Raw genomic sequence first — 24044 nt, 5'->3', positions numbered from 1 at the left:
GCGCCATGCCCGAGCTCAAGCCCCTCCATGTCGTGCTCATCCTGGCCATCGTCGCCATCGTCGCGCTCTATGTCCTGGGCGTGGGCCTGGGGGCGAAGGATGAGTCCTCCCGTCGCGAGAGTCCCACGCAGTCCGCCCAGGAGCTCCGGGAGCGGTTCATCAAGCCCGAGCCGGTGGATGCCACGGAGTTGGCCGCGACGTGTGCCTTCCAGGAGGGGGTGCTCGTCCTTCCGAGCGGGGGCTCCTGCCGGGTGGACGTGAAGGCGTCCGACACGCGGATGCGCTCGCTGGAGGTGGTGCCCCGCCCCCTCTCCGTGGTCCGGGTGTCGCTGGCGTCGAGGGGCAAGCCGTCGGTGCCGGCGAAGTTCGACCCGCTGAAGGAGGCGAAGAAGCTGGACGTGGCGAAGGAGGGCGCGGACCTGGAGGTGACGTGTCTGTCGGCCCCTCCGCAGCGTCCCATCTGCGAGCTGGGACTGCGGTGAGCAGGAGCGGCCTCAGGCCGGCGCGGCGCGCTTGAGGCGCAGCACCTTGAGGATGGACACCAGCGCGCCCACCAGCAGCAGCACGGCCCAGATGAGGCCGAGGATGGCGACGATGATGGCGCTCACCGCGTCGGTGATGCTGACGAGGATGCCGGGCACCAGTCCGTGGAGGAGAGACACCACGGCGTTGGCCAACAGCGACGTGAGGTAGAGCAGCACCAGGCCCTTGTTCTGGAGGAAGCGCTGGTGCGCGAGCACCAGGCACACGCCCGCGGCGAGCTTGAGGAACATCAAGAAGCCCAGCGTGCCGGCCGCGCCTCCCCGGTTGAAGAAGCCCCACACGGCCAGATAGGCCAGCGTGCCGAAGGGCACCGACGCGACGAGCGTTATCATCGTCAGCGTCAGCGCGATGGCGGCCATGAGCAGGCCGAAGCCGGTGAGCAGCGCGACGATGGAGCCGATGAGCGTCGCCAATCCCTGCACTCGCCCGTGGACGCGCTCGGGGATGATGAGGCTCGCGCCCATCAACCCGAGCGTGAGCAACAGCAGCGCATCCACCAGGGCGAGGTAGGGAATGCCCAGGCCCGGCGTGGGCGGGTTCTCCTTCTGCGTGCGCACCACGTCGGAGGGGTCCACGTCCTCGCCCTCGCAAATCGCGGCGTGCAGGGGGCGGCAGTCCTCGGGGAAGCCCGGAGGCAGGGGCGCGCAGGGCTTCGTGCCACTCAGCACCGAGCAGTCCGGCGACTTCTGGGGGAGCAGGATGGGCGAGCCCACCTCCACGAGCACACAGAGCGCCAGCAGCACCAGCGCGGCGATGAGGAAGGGTCTTCGCATGCGGTCCATGCCGCGCCCCCCGGCAAGGCGCGCCCCCAGCGGCGCGTGAGCGCGAGCCTAGGCACGGTGGAAGGGGATTCCCTCGTGCCGTCGTCGGGACTGTCCTGGGGCTCACGGGCTCTGCTCCCAGAGGGAGGGCCCGACCGGATATGCTGCGAGGGCAATGTCCGAACGCAACCGAACCGGTGCCGTGGTGCCCGAGTCGCGACCGTCGGAGGGGGACCTGCGCCGCCGCCTGGAAGGGCGCGTGGAACTGATTGAGTCCGCCCTCCGCCGCTATCGCATGCTCGACAGGACCCTGGATTCGCGCGGCTGGCGGCGGACGTTGCAGGACGAGCCCTCGTTGATTCAGGACGTCCTGGAGGTGGAGCCCACGTTGCTGGAAGCGCTGGAGCGCACCGAGCGGCGCGGTGAGCAGGAGGGCTGGCCGGAGGGCTCGTCCATTCCGAAGACCGCGAGTCGGGTGCGGGAGGTCCGCGAGCGAATGGCGCTGCGCGTGCGCGACGCGCTGCTGACCCGGGGCCTCGTGACGGAGTCCCTGTCGCTGGAGGAGAAGTTGCGCGAGCTGAAGGAGGTCTGCGCCCAGGAGGTTTCCCTCCAACGGACGCCGACGGAGCCCTTCGCGCTGCGCATCGCCTCGGTGGGTCGGGCGCCGCAGTACGTGGTGGCCTTCGTCTTCGTCCTGGCCGCGCTGGGCCTCGGGGTGGGGATTCTCTGGCTGCTGCTCCTCGGTTCGACGGGAGTGGCGCTGGTCGGTGGCACGCTGGCGTTGGTCGCGTTGTTGATGGGGACGGTGACGCTGCTGCGAATGAAGGCCCCGGGCGTCGTCTGGCTCACGCCGGAGCGCGTGGTGTGGATGGCGCCGGGAGACGAGCCCCCGGTGGCCGTGCGGCTGGACTCGCTGGAGGAGGGCGGACTCCAACTGGAGGACAACGGGGGAGCGCTCAGCCTTCGCGGAGATCACTTCATCCGGCTGACGCGGTTCGATGGCGCGAGCGCCGACCGGCTGCGCGTCCTGATGGAGTTGTTTCGCGATGCCCGCGTCCGGGCGCAAGCGGCCCGGGTGGACCGGCGGGTGGAGCTGTTGACCTTTTCGGCGCTGCTGCGTCGCAAGGGGACGTGGAGCTCCGGGCAGGCCGTGTTGCTGGGTCGTGGCGTCTTCTTCCTCCCCGCCCCCGACGCGGGCGCGGCGCTGTTGCATGCCGCGACCGGCCGGAGGTTGCTGTCGAGCGTCGAGCTGGAGTGCGTGCTCGATGGCCTGTGCTGGCAGCCCGAGTCGGAGCTGGACGCGTACCTCGTGCGGGCCACGGTGGCGACGGGGGGCGCGGCCTGGTCGTCTCAGGATGCGCGGGTGGCTCGGGACATTCCCCTGGAGCAGGAGGTCCACATCACCCGGGGCGAGGAGGTGCTCGTCGGCAACGTGGGGCTGACGCAGCGGGAGCTCGCCTACCGATTGGTGCACGCCTGGAGTGAGGGCCTCCAGGGTTCGAGCGAGGACGTTCAGCCCAAGTTGAGCAGCGGGTCATGACCGAGCGCGTCCACACCGCGAAGGAGTCGTCGGAAGGGCCCACCGCCGAAGATGTGCGCGTCCAGTTGGAAGGTCGCGCGGAGGTGCTTGAGGCGGCGCTCCGGCGAGCGGCCACCCTGGAGGCGGTGCTGCGCGGCCGGGGATGGAAGCGTCGGTGGCGCGCGCATCCCACGCTCGTCTCGGAGTGGCTGGCAGAGGAGGCCACCGTCGAGGAGGCCCTGGAGCGGACGAGCCGGCGCGCGCGGGTGGAGGGCTGGTCCGACACGCTGCCGGTGATGGAGGGGCTGCGCGAGCTGGAGGCGCGCCGGGAGCGGCTCAAGACACTGGTGCGCGCGCGACTGTCGCGGTTGGTGCACGTGGCCGGTCCTCCCGTGCTGAAGGTGGAGCTGGCGCGGCTGGACGGGTTGGTGGGCAAGCGGGCGACGATGACGCTCGAGCCCGGTGAGGTGCTGCTGTTCCAGGCGGACCGGTTGTCGCCGGTCTCCTCGGGACAGACGCTTCCGCTGCTGGTCTCCATGGCCCTGCTGTATTGGGGCTTGTATGTCCTCCTCCTGGCGTTGCTGCGAGGAAACGGGAGTCGGGCGGGGGTGGCGCTGGTGGCGTTCATCGTCGCCCCGCTGTTCGTGGCGTGGGCCCGGGCGGGTCGCGTCTGGATGACGAGCAGGCGGCTGTTGTGGATGCCGACGTTCGGAGAGACCGTCTCCGTCCCCCTGGCCACCATCGCGCCTGGAGGTGTCCACCTGGGGCCCACGCACGACTTGAAGGTGGAGGGTGAGCCCCGGCTCCAGGTGGCTCATCTCGCGGACGCCAAGGCGCTCGCGACCCTTCTCGAGCTGCACAGCCAGCCTCCGCTGCTGGGGCGGGTGCGCTCCGGGGTACGGCTCGCGGACGTGGTTGTCTTTCCCGCATCGCTGCGGGAGGCGGCGGCGGCGCCCCGCTCGGGGTGGGCCGTGCTGCGGCCTGGCGGCGTGTCCTTCATTCCGGAGGGGGCCGGTCGTCAGGTGCTCTCGACGGTGACGGGGCGGGAGTCGACGCTCGCGGCGGATGTGGGCCGGGTGTTGGAGCAGCTCCGCTGGCTGTCCGGCACGGAGTTCGACGCCTGTCTGACGCGGCTGGTGACGGCCACCGGAGGCGTGAGCTGGTCGGCCTGGGACTCCTTGAAGCGGGAGGAGGCCCCGCTGTGGAAGCCGTTTCGAGTCAGTCGCGGCAGGCAGGTCCTGATGGGGCAGATGGAGTGGTCCGCGCAGTCCTCGGCCGAGTTGATTCTCCGCTCCTGGCCGGACGCCGTCACGCCGGGAAAGGCGAAGAGCGCCCGGACGTGAGCGCACTCACGTCCGGGCACCCTGGAGCGCGAAGGCTCAGTGCTTGATGGCGTACTGGAGCAGCACGACGCCGGTCCGGTAGACCTTGGTCGACAGCAGCTCCAGGCGGATGTGTGAACCCAGCCGCGAGACGAGGGGGATTCCCGCGCCGAGCAGCACCGGGTTCAGTTTGATGAGGACCTCGTCCACGAGGCCCGCGGTGAGCAACTGCGTGGCCAGGGCTCCGCCTCCCGCCAGGTAGATGTCCTTGCCCTCCTGGGCCTTCAGCGCGCGCACGGCGCCGACGACGTCGTCGGAGATGAGGCGCACGCGGGGGTTCGGGCTCTCTTTCAGCGTGCGCGAGACGACGTACGTCTCCAGGTACGGGTAGGGGTCCGTGACGTTGAACTTCAGGCCGATGTCATACGTCCGGCGGCCCATCACCACCGCGCCATAGGTGCGCAGCGTGGCGAGGTACTCGGTGACGTGGTCGCCTTCGTTCGCGAAGCAGTCGAAGGAGTCGTCCTCTCGGGCGATGAAGCCGTCGAGGGTGGTGGCGACGTGGTACGCGAGCTTGCGCTTCTGGGGTTGCATAGGAGGACCTCGGATTCGAGAAGTCCCACCGCGCACGGGTGGCGCTCCGCGCCGGAAGGGTGCGGTGGGGACGTGAATGCGGTGCTGTGGGAATCGCTCACGGGGAGCGCCTCACCCGCCACCTCGGACGCATGGCGTCGAGGGCGAGGAGGAGCGCTTCGAGGAGCGAAAGCTGTCAGTGAGAAGAGGTCATGGACAGCGCGGTTTCCCGCGCCGGAAATGAGGATGGCCTCAACCCACTGACGATGCAAGTCACGAGGTGACGCAGTCCCGCCCCGACTCCAGGCAAGGGTTCGCCTGTCGTCAGATGGCGGGAATGCGGCTCACGGCTCCAGGATGAGGTCCATGTCGCTGTCGTCCTCCGTGGCCTCCGTCACGTCCGGGTCGTTGTCGTCCAGGTCGTAGCCGTAGATGGACATGCCCGGAGGTATCGTCGCGCCGATGCACGGAATCTGCCGGGGCTCGGCGCCCACGCCGTCGCCATCCATGTCCGGATAGAGCACGACCCAGCGCGTGCGCTCCGGGTCCGCGTCGTCGCAGTCGTTGCCCGTGGCCTTCGTGAAGTACGGCGCTGGCAACGCGCTGCCCACACAGACACCGCCCTGCTCGGGCATCGTGGCACCGTCCAGGTCCCGGTCCACGTGGGTGTAGTTGCGCTGAACCCAGCGCGTCGCATCGTCGTCCGCGCAGTCGGTTCCCACCGCCGACCGGGAAGGAGGCGTCTGCCCGTCGGTACACAGCGTCTCCGACGTGCCCGCGCCCACGCCATCTCCATCCAGGTCCGGCCAGGACAGGAGCGACGTGTGTCGTGTGGGGCTCGCGTCGTCGCAGTCCCGGCGTTGCTCGGTCCACGCATAGCCGGGAGGCAGTGCGGTGCCACCACAGACGTTGCCCGCTTCGGGCACCGTGTAGCCATCCCCATCCGCGTCGCGATGCCGGTACTCCCGGAGCTGCCACCCGCTGGCGTTCGAGGGCGCGCAGTCGGTGCCGAGCGTCGAGTAGCCCACCGGCACCGTACCTCCCGCGCACAGCGTCACCGCCGTGCCCGCGCCCACCAGGTCCCCGTCTTCGTCGGGATGGACGTTCCAGCTCACCCGGACGGAAGCATCCTGGTCGTTACAGTCGAGCCCGCGGGGGAGGTGGGCGTAGCCCTGGGGCAGAAACTCGCCGCTGCACCGCACTCCATTTTCGGGGACCGTGTCTCCATCTCCATCCGCGTCGCGGTACGTGTAGCCCCGCCACTGCCAGAGCGTGGCGTCCCCGGGGGCGCAGTCATCGCCCTGGAGCGCATGTCCCGGAGGCGCCATCGCGCCCGCGCACCGGGCCTGGGGCTCACCCGTGCCGAAGCCATCGCCATCCGCGTCCACGTAGACGTCGCGCGTCCGCCACACCGTCGAGTCCGAGTCGTCGCAATCCGCGCCGAGGGACTGGAGGGTGTAGCTGGCAGGCAGTTGCTGAAGGGGCGCGAGGCAGAGCGCGCCCGGCGCATCCACGGTGAGGCCATCCCCGTCGACATCCCGGTACAGATAGGCGAGAGACACCGCGCGAGTGGCATCGAGCGGCGCGCAGTCTCCTTCCTCGATGGAGAACCCCAGCGGTGGCGACTTGCCGGCGCAGACGTCCACGCGAGGGCCCTCGCCATACCCGTCCGCATCCAGGTCCGGCCAGGCGCCGCGAGCCACCGTGAAGCGCGCATCCTCGTCATCGCAGTCCGAGGGGCCCGCCTGCTCGCGATACCCCCAGAGGGTCTCCCCCAGACAGACCTCCACCGGACCCGGGCCCGTGGCGCCGTCGCTGTCCCGGTCCGGATACAGGCCGGAGACGGTGCGCCACCGGGAGCTGTCCTTCGGGGCGCAGTCTCCCGGCACCGAGGTCCAGCCCAGGGGCAGGGCGTTGTCGGGGGCGCACACCTTCTTCAAGGCCCCGTCACCCCGACCGTCACGGTCCACGTCCTCGTAGGCGGAGACCTCGTGCCAGTTCGCCCTGTTGAACGGCTCGCAGTCCGCGTCGTTCGCCACGCCGTCGCTGTCCGAGTCCTTGCCGCCAGTCCCGAGGCCATCGCCACCATCGGCGCAGCCAGACTGGAGCCCCAGCAGGGCCAGCGCGAGCGCCAGCCAGATGCTTCGCGTCGTCGCCATGAGCGGGAGTCCCGTCTTCCGTCCGTCAGGGAGCCGGCGCCGCCGTCCGGCGGGTCAGTTTGCAGGTGACAATCGCCCCCTGGTACCGGAGCGACAGCTCGAGGAGGTAGGCCCCTGGCTTGTTCATGAGCAGCAAGGCCAGCCGGTCGCAGCGAGCGATATGCGGGCTGGCGCCGTAGTAGTTGGTGGACGGGTAGGGGAACTCGAACTCCAGGGTCCGGGGCGTGTTCTCTCCCTGGAGGACGCCGGTGACCTGGATGGTGTCCGCCTGGACGAGGGAGTAGCTGTCCACCGTCACGAAGACGTAGGGCACGTTGGGCTGGGGTGTCTCGGCCGCCAGCGCGGAGGGCGTCAGCGTCACGGAGGCGAGCAGCAGGGCGGCGGCGCGGAGGACTCGGCTCGGATGCATCTTCGGAATCCTGGAGGGTGGGGTGGGATACAGGGACGGCCCGACAGAACCCGACGGGTGTCGCCTGGGTATACGCAACGAGCCCATTTTCCTGTCCGTTTCCCGGTGAATTCCGGACGACCTCCCAGCCGCCGGGGCCCTCGCCGCACCTTGTCACCGGGTGGGACCTGCAATACGCCTGGGGCATGTCCAGCGCCGCGCTCCCCGCCGACTTCCTCCGCGCTCTCTCCGAGGGCTTCCCCGTCGATTTCCTCACCCAGGAGCCGGAGGAATTGAAGGAGTACGGCCGCGACTGGACGCGCGTGTATGCCCCGGCCCCGAGCGCGGTGGCGCTGCCCCGCACCACGGACGAGGTGTCCCGGTTGCTCGCGCTGTGCCACCAGCACGGCGTGGCGGTGGTGCCCTCCGGAGGCCGCACGGGCCTGGCCGGTGGCGCGGTGGCGGCGAAGGGCGAGGTGGTGCTGTCGCTGCAGCGCATGGCGCGCCTGGGTCCGGTGGACCTGCTCGGCAACACGGTGCGCGTGCAGGCGGGCGCGGTGACGGAGGCGGTGCACCGCCACTGCGCCGAGCATGGCCTGACGTGGCCGGTGGACTTCGCCTCCAAGGGCTCCAGCACCGTGGGCGGCAACATCGCCACCAACGCGGGCGGAGTGAAGGTCATCCGCTACGGCCTCACCCGCAACTGGGTGCTGGGGCTCCAGGTGGTGACGGCGGACGGCCGCGTGCTGGAACTCAACGGCGCGTTGGAGAAGAACAACACCGGCCTGGATTTGCGCCAGCTCTTCATCGGCAGCGAGGGCACGCTGGGCGTCATCACCGAGGCCACCCTCAAGCTGACGCAGCTTCCCGGCAAGCAGGACGTCTTCCTCTTCGCCGTGCCGGACGTGGCCGCCGTGCTGAGGCTGTTCAGGGACGCCCGTCAGCAGACCGCCTTCCTCATCTCCGCCTACGAGTTCTTCACGGACCGCTGCCTTTCGCGCGTGCAGCGCCACCGCAAGCTGCGCTCCCCCTTTGAAGCGACCAGCGGCTGCTACGTGCTGCTGGAGGCGGAGTCACGCGACGCGGCGGCGGTGGAAGCGTGGCTGGGCTCGCTCTTCGAGCGGGGGCTGGTGACGGACGGCACCCAGGCGCAGGGCGCGGCGCAGGCGGCGGAGCTGTGGGCGCTGCGCGAGGGCATCAGCGAGAGCCTGTCCGCCACGGGCCTGCCCCACAAGAACGACATCTCCCTGCCCGTCGCGGGCCTGGAGGCGTTCTGCGCGGAGCTGGAGGCCGTCTTCCAGTCGCGCTACCCGGGGTGGGAAATCTGCCTCTTCGGCCACATTGGCGACGGCAACCTGCACGTCAACGTGATGAAGCCGGACGCGCTGGACAAGGCGGAGTTCCTGGCCCACACGAAGCAGGCGGACCCCACCATGTTCGAGCTGGTGCGCAAGCACGCGGGCAGCATCTCCGCGGAGCATGGCATCGGCCTGTTGAAGAAGGACTACCTGGGCTACTCGCGCTCCGAGGAGGAGCTGGCCCTCTTGCGCGCGCTCAAGCGGACCCTGGACCCCCGGGGCGTGCTCAACCCCGGGAAGATTCTGGACGCCTGAGCGCGCAATGGGCGCGCGCTGACGTCAGGAGACGATGCGCGTCTTGATGTCCGTCGTCAGGCCGGCGATGGCGTCACAGACGGGGCGCGACACGTCCTGGTCCAGGTCCATGACCAGGTAGCCGATGTTCGCGTCCGTGCTGAGGACCTGCGCGTGGATGTTGGCGTTCAGGTCGGAGACGATGCGGTTGATGTCGCGCAGCACGCCGGGGATGTTGCGGTGCACGTTGAGGATGCGGTGGGTGCCGGGGATGAGCGGCGCCTCCACCATGGGGAAGTTCACCGAGCCCGTCGTCGCGCCCGTCCGGAAGAACTTGGAGAGGCTGACGGCCACCTCCCGGCCGATGGACGCCTGCGCCTCCTCCGTGGAACCGCCGATGTGCGGCGTGAGGATGACGTTGGGCAGGTTCTGCAACTCGGTGACGAAGCCATCCGAGTTGCCCTCGGGCTCCTCCGGGTAGACGTCCACCGCGGCGCCGCCCAGGTGCTTGGAGCGCAGGGCCGCCGCCAGCGCGCTGATGTCCACCACCGTGCCCCGGCTGGCGTTGATGAGGCAGGCGCCCTTCTTCATCTTCGCCAGCTGCTCGGAGCCCATCATCATGTGCGTGGACGTCAGCGCCGGGACGTGGAGCGTGACGAAGTCCGACTCGGCCAAGAGCTCGTCCAGCGAGCCCACCGCGCGCGAGTTGCCCAAAGGCAGCTTCGTCATGACGTCGAAGTAGAGCACCCGCAGGCCCAGGGACTCCGCCAGCACGCCGAGCTGCGAGCCGATGTGGCCATAGCCGATGATGCCCAGCGTCTTGCCGCGCACCTCGTGGCTGCCGGTGGCGACCTTGCGCCACTGGCCGGTGTGCACCTCGCGGCTGCGGTCGAACAGTTGCCGCGTCAGGGCGATGATTTCGGCGATGACCATCTCCGCCACGCTGCGCGTGTTGCTGAAGGGCGCGTTGAAGACGGGGATGCCGTGCGTGTTGGCGGACGTCAGGTCCACCTGGTTGGTGCCGATGCAGAAGGCTCCAATCGCGAGCAGCTCGTCCGCGTGCACCAGCGACTCCGCCGGCACCGTCGTCTTGCTGCGGATGCCCAGCAGGTGCACGCCCTTGAGGCGCTCGGCCAGCTCCGCCGGCTTGAGCGCCGAGGACGTGCGCTCCACCTGGAAGCCCTCGGCGGCCAGCAGCGCCTCGGCGGACGGGTGGATGTTCTCCAGCAGCAGGGCGCGGAACGGACCCTCGTTGAGAATCGGGCGCGTCGGGGACGGCGGGAACCGGGCAGTGCTCATGTCGCCGTGCGTTAGACCCCGGCCCCAAGGCTGTCAAGCGCGGGGTGAGGGGGCTGGAGGGCCCGGTGTCGGGAGCCGGGAAGGAGGGCGGCCCGCCGTCCGTGACCTGGGGGGGGGGGGTGTCCGGAAGACGAAAACGGGCGGCCCGGCTTCCCGGACCGCCCGCGAGAGGCCGTGAATCAGGATGGATGCGTTACTGGACGGTCCACGCCACGGTGCCGCCGCAGGAGGAGTTGCCGAAGCAGCCCGCGCGAACCTGGTAGGTGCCGCCCGCGCCCGCGGGCACGGTGTAGTTGGCGTAGGACAGCGAGCCGCAGGAGTCGTCGTTGCTCGTCACCTGCTGGCCCGCGCTGTTGTACAGGCGCAGGAAGGTGTCGCCGGTGCCAGCGGCGCCCGTCACGGTGCAGGTGCCGAAGGAGATGCTCTGGCCGGCGGCCACGGTGATGCCCTGGTTCGTGGTGCCCGTCTGCGCGCTGTTGGTGGCGCTGGCGGTGTACGCGAAGGAGCCGCTCGACGGCGCGGGGCCGGTGCCGCCGCCCTCCAGCGTCCACGCCACGGTGCCGGAGCAGGCGCCAGAGGAGTAGCAGCCGGCGCGGACCTCGTAGTTGCCCGCCTGCGTCGCGGTGAAGCTCAGGTTGGAGCCCCGGCCGCCGCAGCCATCGTCGTTGCTTGCGACCTCGGTGCCGCTGGGGCCGAACAGGCGCAGGTAGGAGTCACCCGTCACGGCGGCGCCGGTGACGCCGCAGGTGCCCAGGGTGATTTTCTGACCGGCCGTCAGGGCCACCGTCTTGTTGGTGGTGTTGGTGGTGGCGCTGGCGGTGGCGCTCGCGGAGAAGGTGAAGTTGCTGCCGCCCGTGGGCGGCGGACCGGAGCCGCACAGCCGGGCGTTGGTGGTCGCCTGGCAGAGCGCGGTGATGGCGTTGCTCACGTAGGTGATTTCCTCGCCGTTGCAGCCCGTCTCCGTGCAGGTGTTGACGACGTTGCAGCTGCCGCTGCCGATGTAGTCCTCGTCACCGCGCACGAGGATGCCCGCCAGCGTGTGCTCCGCCGTCTCGTACACGCCCGAGCCGGAGTTGCCGGCGAAGGTGTCCGTGGTGGCGACGAAGTAGTCCAACGTGCTGGCGCGGGGCGTGCGCACCGAGCCGCCGGAGTCAATCTTGAAAGGGATGCCGCTGCCGGAGCCGATGACGGCCACGTTGGCGCCCGTCGCCAGCGCGGTGTTGCCGGCCCGGACGGGCGCGGGCGTGAAGCGCGGCGTCGCGGCGCGGTCCAGCTTGAGGATGGCGAAATCCAGGTCGCGCCCACCCGTCGTCGACTTCTTGCGCACGACGATGGACTGGCAGGAGAAGATGTCCGCCGTCGTCACCGTCTTCAGCGTGTTGGCGGCGGTCCGGTAGTAGTTGAAGACGATGCGCGTGTCCCCGCACTCGGCCGCGCTCTCGACGCAGTGGCCCGCCGTCAGCACCAGGTCGTCGTCGATGAGCGTGCCGGAGCACCAGGCCGCCGTTGGATCACTCCGGAAGCGCTGGCTGGTGCAGAGGTTCTCGGACGAGCCCAGGTTCGGGCCATTGAAGGTGACGTTGTTGGGGTTGCTGGCGTTGAAGTCCGACGGGGACATCAGCGCCACGGTGGCCTGCTCCGCCCGCGCCTTCAGCGTGGCGTTCGTGTGCTCGAACACGTCCTTGCGGTCGTCGTTGCCGTAGACCACGGGCTGCTCGCCCGCCCCCGTCGCTGGAGCCTCCTCGCCGGGCTCGGCCTCGGGGGCCGGCTGACAGGCGGTGAAGGCAAGGGTACACAGCAGCGCGCCAAGAAGCTTCCTGGCGGCGCCATTCCGGGTGTTGTGCATATGGAGACGACTCCTGATGATGGATCGATGCCCGCCCGGGGGACGAGCGGGTCGCCACTATAAGGGAGCCGCCAGTGGAGGGCAGAGGGCCCCCGAGGCAATGCTCAGTCCGCGTCCGGATTGCGCAGCCACTCCAGGGCTTCCTGCCGCGTCTCGAACGTTCGCGTGGGGATGGTCAGCATGGCCCGCTTCGTCATGCGCCAAGCCTGGAGGCCGGAGGGGGCGTCCGTGACGACCCGCGCCGAGCGCTGCATCCCATGCAACTGCGCGTACGCGTTGAGCGCCGCCATGGAGGCCACGACGTCCGTGGGCATCACCCTCAACTGGGACTGGTCCACCAGCGCGGACCACTCCCCCGCGAACCCGACAATCGCCTTCTTCACCTCCGTCAGATACTCGGACAGGTCGGCCGAGGTGACCTGGGCGGGATAGACGACCTCGAGGATACGGTCCTGCGCGTGAACGTTGATCTGGAATGGCATGGGTGGTGACGGCTCCGAAGGCGCAGCATCCTAACCCCAGCCGGTGACACTCCGATACCCGACGCTTCCAATGTCCTTGGGGGAGGTAGGTCCGCCCGGCCTGTCCGGAAGCGCCAGGAATGTCAGACCCCCCGGCTAGTGACGTCCCTGCCGCCGAACCGGTACTGGCCGCGTCGAAGGGCGTGGCCCCGGGTCCAGGTGTCGCGCCGTGTTGTCGGGGCCGTCACGGGCGCTCGACGCCGCCGTGACGAGCGCTTGGGAGTGTGCCGAGGAGATTCCACCATGCAGACCGAGCTCCATTCCACCCCGCTGGCTCCACCCTCGTGGGGGGTGGACACGCTCGTCGGCCAGGTGCTGCACGGCCGCTTCCAGGTGTTGGAGGCCGTGGGCCCCAGCGGCCCCGCGCGGCTGTACCGGGCCCTCCACCTCCCGTTGGAGCGGGAAGTCGCGCTGCGGGTGTTGAGTGCTCCACTCACGGACCAGGAGGCGCGGCAGCGCTTCTTCCAGGAGGCCCGCGTCGCCGCGAGGCTGGCCCACCCCAACACCGTCACCGTGCTGGACGCGGGCAGGACGGACGACGGCACGCTCTACGTCACCCAGGAGTGGCTGGAGGGGCGCACGCTGGCCCACGTACTCACCTCGGGGGCGCTGCCGTGGGCGCGCGCGGTGGAGCTGGCCCGGGGGCTGGGGCGCTCGCTGCGCCAGGCACACCGGCGGGGCGTGGTGCACGGGGACATGACGCCGGCCTACGTCATGCTGGTGACGGACGCGGCGGGGCGGGAGTGCTCGCACGTGAAGGTGCGGGGGTTTGGACGGCTGCGGCCCGTCGTCGCGGAGTCCGAGCGGCTCTCCGTGCCGGACCTGACGGGCAGCGGCTCGTTCCACGGCGCGCACGCGTACATGGCGCCGGAGCGGGCGCGCGGAGTCGCCGACGCGCGCGGGGATATCTATTCGCTGGGTGTCGTGCTGTTCCAGATGCTGATGGGACGCGTGCCCTTCGAGTCGGAGGATGCGCTGGAGCTGGTCTTCGCGCACCACAAGGAGCCGGTGCCGGGCTTTGGCGAGCTGCGTCCGGACCTGGCCATCCCCGCCTCCGTGGAGGCCGTGGTGCGCCGCTGTCTGGAGAAGCGGCCCGAGCAGCGCTTCGCCTCCATGGACGCGGTGCTGGAGGCGCTGCGGGACGTGGGCGTGGAGGAGGATGAAGCGGCGGAGCCGGTGCGCGCCATGCCGCGCGCGCACCGGACCCGGACGGCTCAGTTCGTCGGGGCGTTGGCGGGCTTCTTCAAGTACTGGTCCAGGAACGCGCGGGTGCGGGAGTAGGCCTCCGCTTCGTTCTTCTTCTTGGTGAAGCCGTGGCCCTCGTCGGGGAAGAGGACGTACTCGACGGGGACCTTGCTCTTCTGCACGGCCTGGACGATTTCGTCCGACTCCGCCTTCAGCACGCGCGGGTCATTGGCGCCCTGGATGACGAGCAGCGGCTTGCGAATCTTCTCCGCGTGGAACAGCGGGGAGACTTCGCGCAGCATCGCCTCCTGCGTCTCCGGGTTGCCGACCTCCTGGTAGAGCGCCTGACGCCGCGACTCCCAGTGGGCCGGCATGCTCTTGAGCGTGCGCAGCCAGTTGGACACGCCGAAGATGTCCACGCCCACGTTGAAGACATCGGGCTGGAAGGCCAGGGCGGCCAGCGTCATGTAGCCGCCGTAGCTGCCGCCGATGATGCCCACGCGTGAGCCGTCCACGTACGGGAGGGTGGACAGGTACTTCTTCGCCTCGACGCAGTCCTGGAGCGGCTCCTTGCCGTGCTTCTGGTCATCCGCGGTGTAGAACGTCTTGCCGTAGCCGGAGCTGCCCCGGTTGTTGATGGCCAGCACCACGTAGCCGTGGTTGACCAGGTACTGAATCATCGGGTTGTAGCCCTTGCGGGACTGGCCGCCGGGGCCGCCGTGGACCCACACGAGCGCGGGCGCCTGCTGCTTCGCGGTGGCCTGATGCGGCTTGAAGAGGATGTTCGGAATCTCCATCCCGTCGAAGGACTTGAAGCGCACCACCTCCGCGTCCACCAGGTCCTTGGCGTCGATCTCCGGGTTGAGGGTGTCCGTCAGGCGGGTGACCTTCTTCGTGGCGAAGTCGAAGACGTACAGGTTGCTGGGGGAGCGGTCCCCGTTGTGGTGGAAGGCCATGCGCTTCTCACTGCGGCCAATGGACACGCCGGTGATGTCGCCTTCGGGGAGCTTGGGCAAATCGAGCTGCTTGCCGGCCTTCACGTCGTGCAGCCGGATGGCGGTGCGGCCGTCCGCGTTGATGCCGGTGACGCGCAGCGCGCCATTCTTGGAGAAGTACGTGTACATCACGTCCCAGTCCGTCTTCTCCACGTCCTCCATCTTCCCGGTGGCGAGCACGTAGCGCACCGCGCGGGTGAACTCGGTGCCCTCGTCGGTGATGAGGTACAGCGAGGAGGACGTCGGGTCGAACGTCGCCGACTCCCAGGTCGCGATGCCCTTGTGGGGGGAGAGGTGCTTGCTCTCCTTCGTGGCGACGTTGAAGAGGTAGACGTCGCTGTCGGACGTGGTGTTGGTCTTGCCCAGGGAGAGCCACTTCTCGTCCGGAGACACGTCGCCCACGTCGAGGCCGCCCTCGTTCTGGTAGAGCAGGGTGCGCTCGAACGTCTTCGCGTCGTAGCGGTACAGGTCCATGAAGCGCTCGTCGCGCTCATTGGTGAGGACGTAGAAGGCGGACTCGTCGCGGCTCCAGCCGAAGAAGGACGCGCGGTGCTTGTCGCCCGGCGTGAGGTCCTTCTCCTTGCCGTCCGGCGTGCGCACGTAGAGGTGGTGCTGCTCGTTGCCGCCCTGGTCCTTGGTGAAGAGGATGCGCTCGTCCTGGGGGAAGTAGCCCACGGCGAAGGTGCTGTCCGTGGTGGAGCGGGTGAGCTGGGTGGGCTTGCCGCCCTTCACCGGCACGGAGAAGACGTTGTAGATGCCCGTCTGGTTGGACGAGTAGAGCACCCGCTGCTCGTCCGGGGAGAAGGACGCGCCCCGAATCAGCGTCGTCTTCATGAACTGCTCGATGGCGTAGTGCTTCGACGGGCGCGCCGTTTCACGCACCGCACCCGGCTTCTTCTCCGTCGCGGTCGGCTCCGGCTTGGGCGCGGCCAGCGCGAGGGTGGGGACGAGGGCCACGGCGGTGAGCGCTCGTGACAGGGAAGACCAGGTCGGCATGACGGCTCCGGGGGAAGTGGGGTGCGCAGAGGGGGACACGCGCGAGGCGGCGCTGGCGCATCGTCCCCGTGCCTTTCTACACGAACGGCGGGAGGCGCCATTGCGTGGGCGCCGCCGTGAGCGGTCTCAGGGCTTTCCCCGCAGGTGTTGCTCCAGGAAGGAGAGGATTCGCAGGGAGGTCTCCGCTTCACTCTTCTTACCGCTGAACCCGTGGCCATCCTCGGGGAGGACGAGGTAGTCGAGGGGGGTGGTGTTCTTCCGGAGGGACTCGACGAACGTGTCCGTGCGCGCCTTGGGCACGCGCGGGTCATGGGCGCCCTGGATGATGAGCAGCGGCTTGCGAATCTTCTCCGCGTGGAACAGCGGGGAGATGTCGCGCAGCATCGCCTCCTGCGTCTCGGGGTTGCCCAGCTCCTGGTAGAGCGCCTCGCGGAGCGCAGTCTTGTGGGGTGGCAGCTCGCGCAGGGCGCTCAGCCAGTCGGTGATGCCGAACGCGTCCACGCCCACGGCGAAGACGTCCGGGTGGAAGGCCAGTGCCGCGAGCACCATGTAGCCGCCATAACTGGGGCCGAGGATGCCCACGCGCTCGCTGTCCACGTAGGGCAGGCCGGCCAGGTACTTCTTCGCCTCGGCGCAGTCCTGGAGCGGCGCCTTGCCGTGCTGCTGGTCGTCCGCCGCGAAGAACGCCTTGCCGTAGCCCTCGCTGCCCCGGTTGTTGACGGCCAGCACCACGTAGCCGTGGTGGACCAGGAACTGGAAGAAGCTGCTGTAGCCCTTGGAGGACTGGCCTCCCGGTCCCCCGTGGACGAAGACGATGGCGGGGGCGCGAGCTTTCGCGGTGGCCGGGTGGGGCTTGTAGAGCAGCGCCGGAATCTCCAGCCCGTCGAAGGACTTGAAGCGCACCCGCTCCGACTCCACCAAATCCCTGGCATCCAGCGCCCGGCTCAGCGTGTCCGTCAGGCGCGTGACTTTCTTCGTGGCGAAGTCGAACACGTACAGGTTGGCCGGCGCGCGGTCTCCATCGACCAGGAAGGCCATCCGCTTCTCGCCGCGCGACAGCGCCACGTCGGAGATGGCGCCTTCGGGGAGCCCTGGGAGCGCCAGGGGCTTGCCGGCCTTCACGTCGTGGACGCGCAGCGCGGTGCGGCCGTCCTCGTTGACGCGGGTGACGCGAAAGGCGCCGCGCTTGGAGAACGTCGTGGACAGCGCGTCCCAGGCGGGCGCCTCCACTGACTCGCGCTTCCCGGTGGCGAGTTCGTGGCGCTCCACGCGGGTGAACTCGGAGCCCTCATTGGTGAGCAGGTACAGCGCGGAGGACGTCGGGTCGAAGGTCGCCGCCTTCCAGGTGGCCGGGCCCTGGTGCGCGGTGATGTGCTGGCGCTCCTTCGTGGTGACGTTGAAGAGGTAGACGTCGCTGTCGGACAGCGTCCGCGACTTCTCCAGCGCCAGCCACCGCTCGTCCGGGGAGAGGGCGACCGGCACGTGCTCGCCGTCTCCCGCGTAGAGAACGGTGCGCGTGTAGGTCTTCGCGTCGTAGCGGTAGAGGTCCAGGAAGCGCTCGTCGCGCTCGTTGGTGAGCACGTAGAAGGCGGTGTCGTCGTGGCTCCAGCCAAAGAAGGACGCGCGGTGCTTGTCGCCCGGCGTGAGGTCCTGCTCCTGGCCGTCCAGCGCGCGCACGTAGAGGTGGGGGCGCTCCTGGCCACTCGTGTCCCGGGTGAAGAGGATGCGGTCATCGGTGGGGAAGTAGCCGACGGCGAGGGAGGCGTCCTTCGAGCGGGTGAGCTGGGTGGGCTTGCCGCCCTTCACCGGTACGGAGAAGACGTTGAAGACGCCCGTCTCGTCCGACGAGTAGAGCACCCGCTGTTCGTCCGAGGAGAAGGACGCGCCGGACACCGTCGTTGTCTGCATGAACTGCTCGACGGTGTAGCGCTTCGCCGGGGCCTTGGGGCGCGGGAGGGCCAGGGCCAGGGCGGGGAGGACCGCGAGGGTGACGAGTGCTCGCGAGAGGGTGGACCACGAGGTCATGGGCAGCTCCAGGAGACGCAGGACCGAAGGCGCGCGGGACTGTGGCGTGAGCGGGGCCGGGATACGAATACTCGCTGCGTTTTGAAGAGCACCTCTGGAAGGAAGGCTCCGGGGGCGCGCTCGGATGCCCGCCTCCAGGACCGGGCGGGCGAGAGCGCTTCTCGTGGGAAGTGCATACATACCCCCCCGGGGTTGTGTTGGACGATGCACGACCCCCAGACGATGCCCCGCCCGCCGAGGCCAACGCCTGTCCCCTCCGTCCAGCGCAACCAACTGGTCATTCCCGTCCCGGAGCGTCCAGCCCACGAGGCGCTCGCGGAAGCTCGAGGGTGGCTCGATGGCATCCACGAGCGGATGATGGCCGCCGAGGACGAGGTGCTGCACCAGGACATGCACTCGCTCCACCTGGGCCTGCTCACCTTGCGGCGCCGCTGGAGCGAGGAGGATTGGAAGTCCTTCTGCACGGACACCGCGCGCAAGCACCCGCTCCGCTCGTTCGTCCACCAGTGTCCCTTCACCCGCCGGGCCTTCGAGCGCCCCCGGGGCTACGCGGGGGACGCGGCCCTCATCGACTACCTGTACATGGACCGGGCCGCGGACGAGCTTCACGCGGGCCGCGAGGTCTACCGGTACATGCACCAGCAACCCAGCGCGGTCAGCGTGCGGGAGCGCCGCGAGCTGCTAGCGCGCGCCCTCGACGCGACGGCCGAGCGTGTCCCCCAGAACGCGCGCATCCTCTCCGTCGCGTGTGGCCACCTGCGTGAAGCCGAGTCCTCCGCCGCGGTGCGGGAGCGCCGCGTCCAAGAACTCATCGCGTTCGACCAGGACCCGCTGAGCCTCGCGGAGATTTCCCACCACCAGCCGCTCGACGTGGTGCGCCCCCACTGCGGCTCGGTGCGCGCGCTGCTCGCCGGCAAGGCGACCTTCGCGGACCTGGACTTCGTCTACTCCGCGGGCCTCTACGACTACCTCTCCGCCTCCGTTGCCACGCGGCTCACCGGGCTGCTCTTCGGCATGCTGCGCTCGGGAGGCCGTCTGCTGGTGGCCAACTTCGCGCGCTTTCCTCCGGAGACGGGCTACATGGAGGCCTTCATGGACTGGTGGCTCACCTACCGTGAGGAGGACGAGATGCGCGCCCTGCTTGGTGAAGTGCCGCTGGAGCAGCTCGACTCCGTGCGGCTGTTCCGGGACAGCCAGGACAACGTCATCTACCTGGAGCTCACGCGCCGCTGACCGTGGCACCTGGAGCGCGCTTCAGTGCACGGGCGGGCCGGGAGGCTCGAGGTGCGACGGGGGCCCGGAGCAGGGCAGGGTGACGGTGAAGGTGGAGCCCGTGCCCGGGGTGCTCTCCACGTCGATGGTGCCGCCCAGGGCCTGGACGATTTCGCGGACAATCCACAGGCCCAGGCCGAAGCCGCCATAGTGGCGCACGGACACCGCGCGCTCGAAGCGTCCGAAGATGCGCGAGAGGTCCTCGGTGGCGATGCCGATGCCGGAGTCCCGCACGCGCAGCCGCGCGAGGCCGCCCCTCTCTTCCAGGGTGATTTCAATCGGCTGGCCTGCGCCGTACTTCATCGCGTTGGACAACAGGTTTCCCACCACCTGCTCCAGTCGCATGGCGTCCCAGTAGCCCGCGAGGCGGTGCCTGGGTGCGTGCAGCCGCACCGGGCACTCGGCGCGGGCGAGCGCCTCGCGGCTGCGCTCGAGCTGGCCTCGCACCAGCGCCACCAGGTCCACCTCGGAGAGCTTGATGTGGAGCTGGCCCTGGGCGAGCCGGGAGATGTCCAGCAAGTCGCTCACCAGCCGCCCCAGGCGCTGGGTCTGCGCGGAGGCGGACTCCAGCTTGGCGGTGAGCTTCTCCGGAGGCAGGTGGGTGGTGGCGCGGGCCTGGGCCTGGAGGCCCTGGATGTGGAGCTGGAGCGAGGTGAGCGGCGTCTTCAGCTCGTGGGCGGCGATGGAGAGGAAGTCATCGCGGCGGCGCACCGCCTCCTGCTCGGCGCGGTAGAGGCGGCCCTGCTCCTCGGAGAGCGCGGCGATGCGCGCGAAGTTCTCCGCGTTCTCCAGCGCCGCTCCGGCCAGCACGGTGACGAACTCCGCCAGGTGCTCCTCCAGCTCGCCGAACAGCGCGCCCACCTGACGATGCGTGGCGACCACGCACGCCACCGTCTTGCCGCGCACCTGGATGGGCGCGCAGAGCAGCGAGCGCACGCCGAGCAGCTCCATGCTCTCGCTCGCGCGCCCGGGCAGGCCCTGTCCCAGCACGGTGATGCGGCCGGTCTCCAGCGCGCGGGCCATGGCGGTGCGGCTGATGCCCACCGCGTCCGAGTCCTCTTCCGTGGGCAAATCGCGAGGGTCCACCACCGCGCAGTGCTCGGCGCGCAGGAGTTCCAGCATCGACTGGCGCGCGGCCTCGAACACCGCCTCGCGTGACAGGGCGGAGGCCAACCTGCGGCCCGCCTCCAGCACGCGAGGGAAGCGGTCCACCAGGGAGAGGGTGCGCGTGCCGCCTCGCGCGGCGACCTCCGGCGAGAGGCCTTCTTCCATCTCGTCCAGCGCCCGGGTGGCCGTGGCCAGGTCCACCTCCGCGTCGGGCCAGCCCAGCGCGTGTCCCAGCGCTCCGCGGGCCTTCAGGCTCTGGGCATGCTCGTGCCGCATCTGCTGGGCCTCGGCCACTTGCAGCGACTGCTCCAGCCAGCGTCGCGCCTGTCGGGGCTGGCCTCTCAACGCGGCAATCAGGCCCCGCTCGCGCAGCGCATGAGGGAGGTTGTTGCGGTAGGTGCGCGCCAGCGCATGGGCGCGTCGTGCCACGCCCTCGGCGCGCTTGAGCAGGGCCTCGCGGCGCGCGGCGGCCAGGGGCGAGGTGACTTCCGCGAGCTGACGCAGCGCCGTGGCCAGGAGGGGCGCGATGGGGGCCACGTACTCCTGGCGCAGGTTCGCCTCGTCCACCAGCCGCGCGGCGCGCTCCAGCACCTCCACGGCGCCCGCCGCGTCCCCCTTGTGCATCCGGCGCAGGGCCTCCGCCTGGAGGACGCCCGCGTAGCTCTGCGGGTCCGGCTGGTCGGGGTTGCCCAGCTCGCCCTCCAGGAGCGTGCCCGGAAGCCGCCCTCCCGACGCCTTGGCCCAGGCCTCCAGCCCCAGGCGCGCCGAGTAGCGGTCTCCCAGCGCCAGGGCCGCCGCGTGCAGCCGCTGACTCGTCTCCAGCGACTCGCGCAGCCGGCCCAGCCGATAGAGCGCCATGGCCACCTGGAACGTCGCGTTGTTCACCTCCCAGGGGTCGCCCGTGCGCTCCAGCAGCCGGATGGCCTCGGTGCACTTCTCGATGCAGTCGTTGAAGCGGGACGCCGCGTAGCAGGCCAGGCCGTAGAAGTGCAGCGTCTGTCCCTGGCCCCAGACGTCGCGCTGCTCCTGGCGCAGGGTCAGGGACTTCTCCGCGTACGCGAAGGCGCGCTGGAACCATGGCAGGGTGGTGAGCGCGGGCGAGTGCTCCGAATACGCCTGGGCCAGCTCCGGCGTGGGCGGGTAGCGCTCCGCGAGGTTCAAGTCCCGCAGGTGCGCCCACAGCACCGCCATGCGTCCGCGCCGGTACCAGTAGCCATAGGCGAGCCGGCTGTAGAGGCGCACCGCCTGGAGGTCGCTCTCCCCACCCGCCAGCGGCCTGCGCGAGAGGAACCTGCGCGGCGCCACCGTGTGCGCGGCCTGCGCCAGGATTTCCCAGACGGCGCTGGCGCCGGTGAGCAGTCCTCCCGGAGGCACCCAGCGCCCCATCAGCTTCAGGCCCTGCTCCAGCGCGAGCGTGGCCTCGCCGAAGTCGCCCCGCTTGAAGGCCAGCTCCCCCACCTGGCCGAGGATGCGCGCCTGCTCCTGTCGGTCTCTCGCCAACGCCTGGGCGCGCTCGAACTGCTGGCGGGACTCCTCGTAGCGACCGCGCAGCATGAGGACATTGCCCAGCCCCGCCGCGACGCGAAAGCGGGTGCCCGCATCCGCGCCCGAGGCGCCGCGTTCGGCGATGCGATAGTTCAGCTCCGCGGTCTCCAGCGCGAAGCGCCGCCGCGCCAGCTCCGCGGCCACGAGCGCGTGGGGCAGTGCCTGCGCGTATTCGCCCGCCGCGTCGAAGTGATAGGCCAGCTCGAACGGGTCTTGGGGCAGCTGGTTCGCCGCCGAGCGCGCCGCCAGCCGGTGCAGCTCCCTCCGCTTCTGCGGCGTCAGCATGTCCAGCAACACCTCGCGCAGCTTGTCGTGCACGAAGGTGTAGCGCGTGCCTTCCTCCCACAGCATGTGCCTGCGGCGCGGCGCCTCCAGCGCGGCGCCCAGCTCCTCGGCGGAGACACCCGACAGCGTCGCCACCCGCGCCAGCTCGAAGGACTTGCCCAGCACCGCGCCCACGGACAGCAGGCGCCGCGCGGCCAGGGGCAACAGCCGCAGGCGTCGCACGAGGAAGGTGGCCGCCTGCCGCGACGAGCGCGCGTGCGCCATCGCCTCCGGTTGCACCTGCCACCCGGAGGGGCCGGGCACGAGCACGCCGTCCTCCACCAGCCCGTGCAGCACCGCGTTGGCCATGAAGGGGTTGCCCTCGGACAGCCGCGCCACCAGCTCGGTGGCCTCGGGGGGCAGCGCGCCGGCCATGGACTCCGCCAGCCGCGTGACTTCCAGGGCGCCGAAGGCGGCCAGCTTCAGGTGCGCGGTGGGAGCCAGTCTGCGCAGCACGTGCGTGGGGCCGATGTCCTCGCCACGGAACGCGACGACGACGAGCACCCGCCCCCGCCCCTGCTTCCTCGCCAGGGACCAGCCCTCCAGCGCCCGCAGGGTCAGCTCATCCGCCCACTGACAATCATCCAGCACCACCACGGCGGGCTCGTCCCGGGTGCCCAGCGCGTTCAGCAGCGCGGTGAGGGCCCAGATGCCCCGGCTCTCTCCGAGTGACTCGGGCCCGAGGCCTCTCGCGGGCGCGCGGGCCTGGGCGCACAGCACGGGCTCCAACTGCGGCAGCACCGTGCACAGGCCGGCCTCCTGCCCCGCCAGCCTGTCGCGCAGGAGCTCCGCGAGCGCGGGCTTCGCCTGGAGCGCCTGGGTGAGGTCCGAGGCCACGCCGGCGAAGAGCTGGAACGGGCGCCGCGCGGCCTGGTCCTGCGCCTGGCCTTGCAACACCCACGCGTGATGCCGCGCCGCTCGCGCGCGGAGCTCCTCGAGGAGCCGGCTCTTGCCTCCGCCCGACTCGGCCTCCACCAGCACGAGCCGTCCGGGGTCCGTCCGCGTGAGGTCCAGCTCCCGCTCCAGCGTGGCCACCTCCTCGTGACGGCCCACGAAGGACGGCTCGGCGAGGCTGCGTCGCGCATCCCTCGCGCCGGTGATGAGCGCCGGCTCCGACTGTCCCCGCGAGAGCGCTTCCTCCAGCTCCGTCAGGTCCGCCAGCGCGGAGCTCGCGGTCTGGTAGCGGTCCGACGGGTCCGTCTGCAGCAGCCGGGAGATGACCTCCTCCAGCGCGCGCGGCGCCTCCACGCCCACGGCGCGCAGCCGGGGCCTCGCCGCCAGGTGCTGACGCAGTACCTCTCCCACGGAGTCACCGTCGAAGGCGGGCTCTCCGGAGAGGGACTCGAAGAGGACGACGCCCGCGGAGTACAGGTCCGAGGTGGCCTCCACCGGACGGTGGAGCAGGCCGGCCTGCTCCGGCGACAGGTAGCGCGCGGTGCCCACCGGGAGGTCCCTGAGCGACGGGTCCAGTCGCTCGCTGCGCGCGAGGCCGAAGTCAATCAACGTGGCGCGGGAGAGCGGCTGTCCGGAGACGATGATGTTGGTGGGCTTCACGTCCCGGTGCAGGACGCCGTGACGGTGGGCCTCGGCCAGCGCGGACAGCAAGTCTCGGCCCAGGGACAGGGCCTCCGGAACGCTCAGGGCTCCGCGTGACAGGCGCGCATCCAGCGACTCGCCCTGGAGCCAGGGCGCCACCAGGAACAGCCAGTCGCCCGAGGTGCCCAGGTGGCGCACCGGCACGATGAAGGGACTGTCGAGGTGGGAGAGGACGGTGGCCTCGTGCTCCAGCCGGTGCCGCGCGGCCGGGACGAGCGCCGTGGTGGACGTCACCTTGATGGCGACGCGCTCTCCGGTGCGCAGGTCCACGCCGTCCCAGGTGGAGATGCCGTGGCCGGCCTTGATGCGGTGGGCAAGCTCGAACCGGTTGCCCAGTCGGCGGCCGGACTGCGGCTCTCCTGGAACGGCGCCGGCGTCTTGGAAGCCTTCAGCCATTCAGTGTCCTCGCGCTCCACCCCCGCATCGCTCCGGCGATGAGGTTGGCCTCGCGTTCCGTCCTTCCGGCAACGTTGGGT

The 24044-nt window shown here is 70.3% G+C and carries 16 protein-coding genes; 6 read left to right on the top strand and 10 right to left on the bottom strand.

What is annotated here, in order from left to right:
* Positions 1–5 precede the first annotated feature (5 nt).
* The gene (locus HUA78_RS06410; protein WP_141647004.1) at positions 6–482 is read left to right on the top strand and encodes a hypothetical protein; all 477 of its coding nucleotides are present in this window, start codon (positions 6–8) and stop codon (positions 480–482) included.
* Positions 483–494: 12 nt separating this feature from the next.
* Here HUA78_RS06410 and HUA78_RS06405 read toward each other — a convergent pair whose 3' ends face one another.
* On the bottom strand, positions 495–1316 hold the full coding sequence (locus tag HUA78_RS06405) for a hypothetical protein (protein WP_174457931.1): 822 nt from the start codon (positions 1314–1316) through the stop codon (positions 495–497).
* A gap of 163 nt (positions 1317–1479) precedes the next feature.
* Here HUA78_RS06405 and HUA78_RS06400 point away from each other — a divergent pair, with 163 nt between their 5' ends.
* Complete coding sequence (locus tag HUA78_RS06400) at positions 1480–2844, top strand: hypothetical protein (protein WP_217442380.1); 1365 nt, start codon at positions 1480–1482, stop codon at positions 2842–2844.
* Positions 2841–4166, top strand: coding sequence for a hypothetical protein (locus tag HUA78_RS06395; RefSeq protein ID WP_174475880.1), 1326 nt, complete (start codon positions 2841–2843; stop codon positions 4164–4166). The genes HUA78_RS06400 and HUA78_RS06395 overlap by 4 nt, the downstream gene beginning before the upstream one ends.
* Positions 4167–4202: 36 nt before the next feature.
* Here HUA78_RS06395 and HUA78_RS06390 read toward each other — a convergent pair whose 3' ends face one another.
* The 3 genes from HUA78_RS06390 to HUA78_RS06380 all read right to left on the bottom strand — a co-directional run bounded on the left by HUA78_RS06390 (position 4203) and on the right by HUA78_RS06380 (position 7286).
* On the bottom strand, positions 4203–4739 hold the full coding sequence (locus tag HUA78_RS06390) for a dihydrofolate reductase family protein (protein WP_174475879.1): 537 nt from the start codon (positions 4737–4739) through the stop codon (positions 4203–4205).
* 323 nt (positions 4740–5062) lie between these two features.
* Positions 5063–6877 carry a hypothetical protein gene (locus tag HUA78_RS06385; RefSeq protein ID WP_174475878.1) on the bottom strand — a complete coding sequence of 605 codons (1815 nt, stop codon included), beginning with the start codon at positions 6875–6877 and terminating at the stop codon, positions 5063–5065.
* 25 nt (positions 6878–6902) lie between these two features.
* Positions 6903–7286 carry a hypothetical protein gene (locus tag HUA78_RS06380; RefSeq protein ID WP_174457936.1) on the bottom strand — a complete coding sequence of 128 codons (384 nt, stop codon included), beginning with the start codon at positions 7284–7286 and terminating at the stop codon, positions 6903–6905.
* A gap of 185 nt (positions 7287–7471) precedes the next feature.
* On the opposite strand from HUA78_RS06380, the gene HUA78_RS06375 reads away from it, so the two are divergent.
* A complete protein-coding gene (locus HUA78_RS06375; RefSeq protein WP_141646997.1) occupies positions 7472–8878 on the top strand; it encodes an FAD-binding oxidoreductase in 1407 nt (468 codons plus the stop codon).
* Between the two features lie 24 nt (positions 8879–8902).
* Here the strand turns inward: HUA78_RS06375 and serA are convergent, their stop codons facing one another.
* The 3 genes from serA to HUA78_RS06360 form a co-directional block, all read right to left on the bottom strand.
* Entirely contained in the window at positions 8903–10156 is a 1254-nt protein-coding gene (serA, locus tag HUA78_RS06370; protein ID WP_174461082.1) for a phosphoglycerate dehydrogenase, read from the bottom strand.
* Between the two features lie 193 nt (positions 10157–10349).
* On the bottom strand, positions 10350–12002 hold the full coding sequence (locus tag HUA78_RS06365; protein WP_174457937.1) for a serine protease: 1653 nt from the start codon (positions 12000–12002) through the stop codon (positions 10350–10352).
* A gap of 104 nt (positions 12003–12106) precedes the next feature.
* The gene (locus HUA78_RS06360) at positions 12107–12484 is read right to left on the bottom strand and encodes an STAS/SEC14 domain-containing protein (protein WP_174475877.1); all 378 of its coding nucleotides are present in this window, start codon (positions 12482–12484) and stop codon (positions 12107–12109) included.
* A 282-nt stretch (positions 12485–12766) separates the two neighbouring features.
* Between HUA78_RS06360 and HUA78_RS06355 the strand changes: the two genes are divergently transcribed.
* Positions 12767–13804: a serine/threonine-protein kinase gene (locus HUA78_RS06355; RefSeq protein ID WP_174457938.1), complete on the top strand. Its 1038-nt coding sequence runs from the start codon at positions 12767–12769 to the stop codon at positions 13802–13804.
* Here HUA78_RS06355 and HUA78_RS06350 read toward each other — a convergent pair.
* On the bottom strand, positions 13738–15699 hold the full coding sequence (locus tag HUA78_RS06350) for an alpha/beta fold hydrolase (RefSeq protein ID WP_174461083.1): 1962 nt from the start codon (positions 15697–15699) through the stop codon (positions 13738–13740). The two genes, HUA78_RS06355 and HUA78_RS06350, sit on opposite strands and share 67 nt — an antisense overlap.
* A 126-nt stretch (positions 15700–15825) precedes the next feature.
* Positions 15826–17724: a S9 family peptidase gene (locus HUA78_RS06345; RefSeq protein WP_174475876.1), complete on the bottom strand. Its 1899-nt coding sequence runs from the start codon at positions 17722–17724 to the stop codon at positions 15826–15828.
* 204 nt (positions 17725–17928) lie between these two features.
* Here HUA78_RS06345 and HUA78_RS06340 point away from each other — a divergent pair, with 204 nt between their 5' ends.
* Positions 17929–18957 (top strand): class I SAM-dependent methyltransferase, encoded by a 1029-nt coding sequence (locus tag HUA78_RS06340; protein WP_174475875.1) that lies wholly within the window; start codon positions 17929–17931, stop codon positions 18955–18957.
* 21 nt (positions 18958–18978) lie between these two features.
* Here the strand turns inward: HUA78_RS06340 and HUA78_RS06335 are convergent, their stop codons facing one another.
* Positions 18979–23964: an ATP-binding protein gene (locus tag HUA78_RS06335; RefSeq protein WP_174475874.1), complete on the bottom strand. Its 4986-nt coding sequence runs from the start codon at positions 23962–23964 to the stop codon at positions 18979–18981.
* Between the last annotated feature and the right edge of the window lie 80 nt (positions 23965–24044).

Source organism: Myxococcus sp. CA033, assembly GCF_013336625.1.
Lineage (GTDB): Bacteria > Myxococcota > Myxococcia > Myxococcales > Myxococcaceae > Myxococcus > Myxococcus llanfairpwllgwyngyllgogerychwyrndrobwllllantysiliogogogochensis.
Note: the sequence above shows the minus strand (reverse complement) of the source record. Positions and strands in the feature narration are given on the sequence as shown.

What these genes read in the sequence shown, in the direction of transcription:
- HUA78_RS06400 (WP_217442380.1), top strand. Translation starts at nt 1,480, where the DNA reads ATGTCCGAACGCAACCGAACCGGTGCCGTGGTGCCCGAGTCGCGACCG.
- HUA78_RS06355 (WP_174457938.1), top strand. Translation starts at nt 12,767, where the DNA reads ATGCAGACCGAGCTCCATTCCACCCCGCTGGCTCCACCCTCGTGGGGG.
- HUA78_RS06360 (WP_174475877.1), bottom strand. Translation starts at nt 12,484, where the DNA reads ATGCCATTCCAGATCAACGTTCACGCGCAGGACCGTATCCTCGAGGTC.
- HUA78_RS06395 (WP_174475880.1), top strand. Translation starts at nt 2,841, where the DNA reads ATGACCGAGCGCGTCCACACCGCGAAGGAGTCGTCGGAAGGGCCCACC.
- serA (WP_174461082.1), bottom strand. Translation starts at nt 10,156, where the DNA reads ATGAGCACTGCCCGGTTCCCGCCGTCCCCGACGCGCCCGATTCTCAAC.
- HUA78_RS06405 (WP_174457931.1), bottom strand. Translation starts at nt 1,316, where the DNA reads ATGCGAAGACCCTTCCTCATCGCCGCGCTGGTGCTGCTGGCGCTCTGT.
- HUA78_RS06365 (WP_174457937.1), bottom strand. Translation starts at nt 12,002, where the DNA reads ATGCACAACACCCGGAATGGCGCCGCCAGGAAGCTTCTTGGCGCGCTG.
- HUA78_RS06390 (WP_174475879.1), bottom strand. Translation starts at nt 4,739, where the DNA reads ATGCAACCCCAGAAGCGCAAGCTCGCGTACCACGTCGCCACCACCCTC.
- HUA78_RS06385 (WP_174475878.1), bottom strand. Translation starts at nt 6,877, where the DNA reads ATGGCGACGACGCGAAGCATCTGGCTGGCGCTCGCGCTGGCCCTGCTG.
- HUA78_RS06340 (WP_174475875.1), top strand. Translation starts at nt 17,929, where the DNA reads ATGCACGACCCCCAGACGATGCCCCGCCCGCCGAGGCCAACGCCTGTC.
- HUA78_RS06345 (WP_174475876.1), bottom strand. Translation starts at nt 17,724, where the DNA reads ATGACCTCGTGGTCCACCCTCTCGCGAGCACTCGTCACCCTCGCGGTC.
- HUA78_RS06380 (WP_174457936.1), bottom strand. Translation starts at nt 7,286, where the DNA reads ATGCATCCGAGCCGAGTCCTCCGCGCCGCCGCCCTGCTGCTCGCCTCC.
- HUA78_RS06335 (WP_174475874.1), bottom strand. Translation starts at nt 23,964, where the DNA reads ATGGCTGAAGGCTTCCAAGACGCCGGCGCCGTTCCAGGAGAGCCGCAG.
- HUA78_RS06410 (WP_141647004.1), top strand. Translation starts at nt 6, where the DNA reads ATGCCCGAGCTCAAGCCCCTCCATGTCGTGCTCATCCTGGCCATCGTC.
- HUA78_RS06375 (WP_141646997.1), top strand. Translation starts at nt 7,472, where the DNA reads ATGTCCAGCGCCGCGCTCCCCGCCGACTTCCTCCGCGCTCTCTCCGAG.
- HUA78_RS06350 (WP_174461083.1), bottom strand. Translation starts at nt 15,699, where the DNA reads ATGCCGACCTGGTCTTCCCTGTCACGAGCGCTCACCGCCGTGGCCCTC.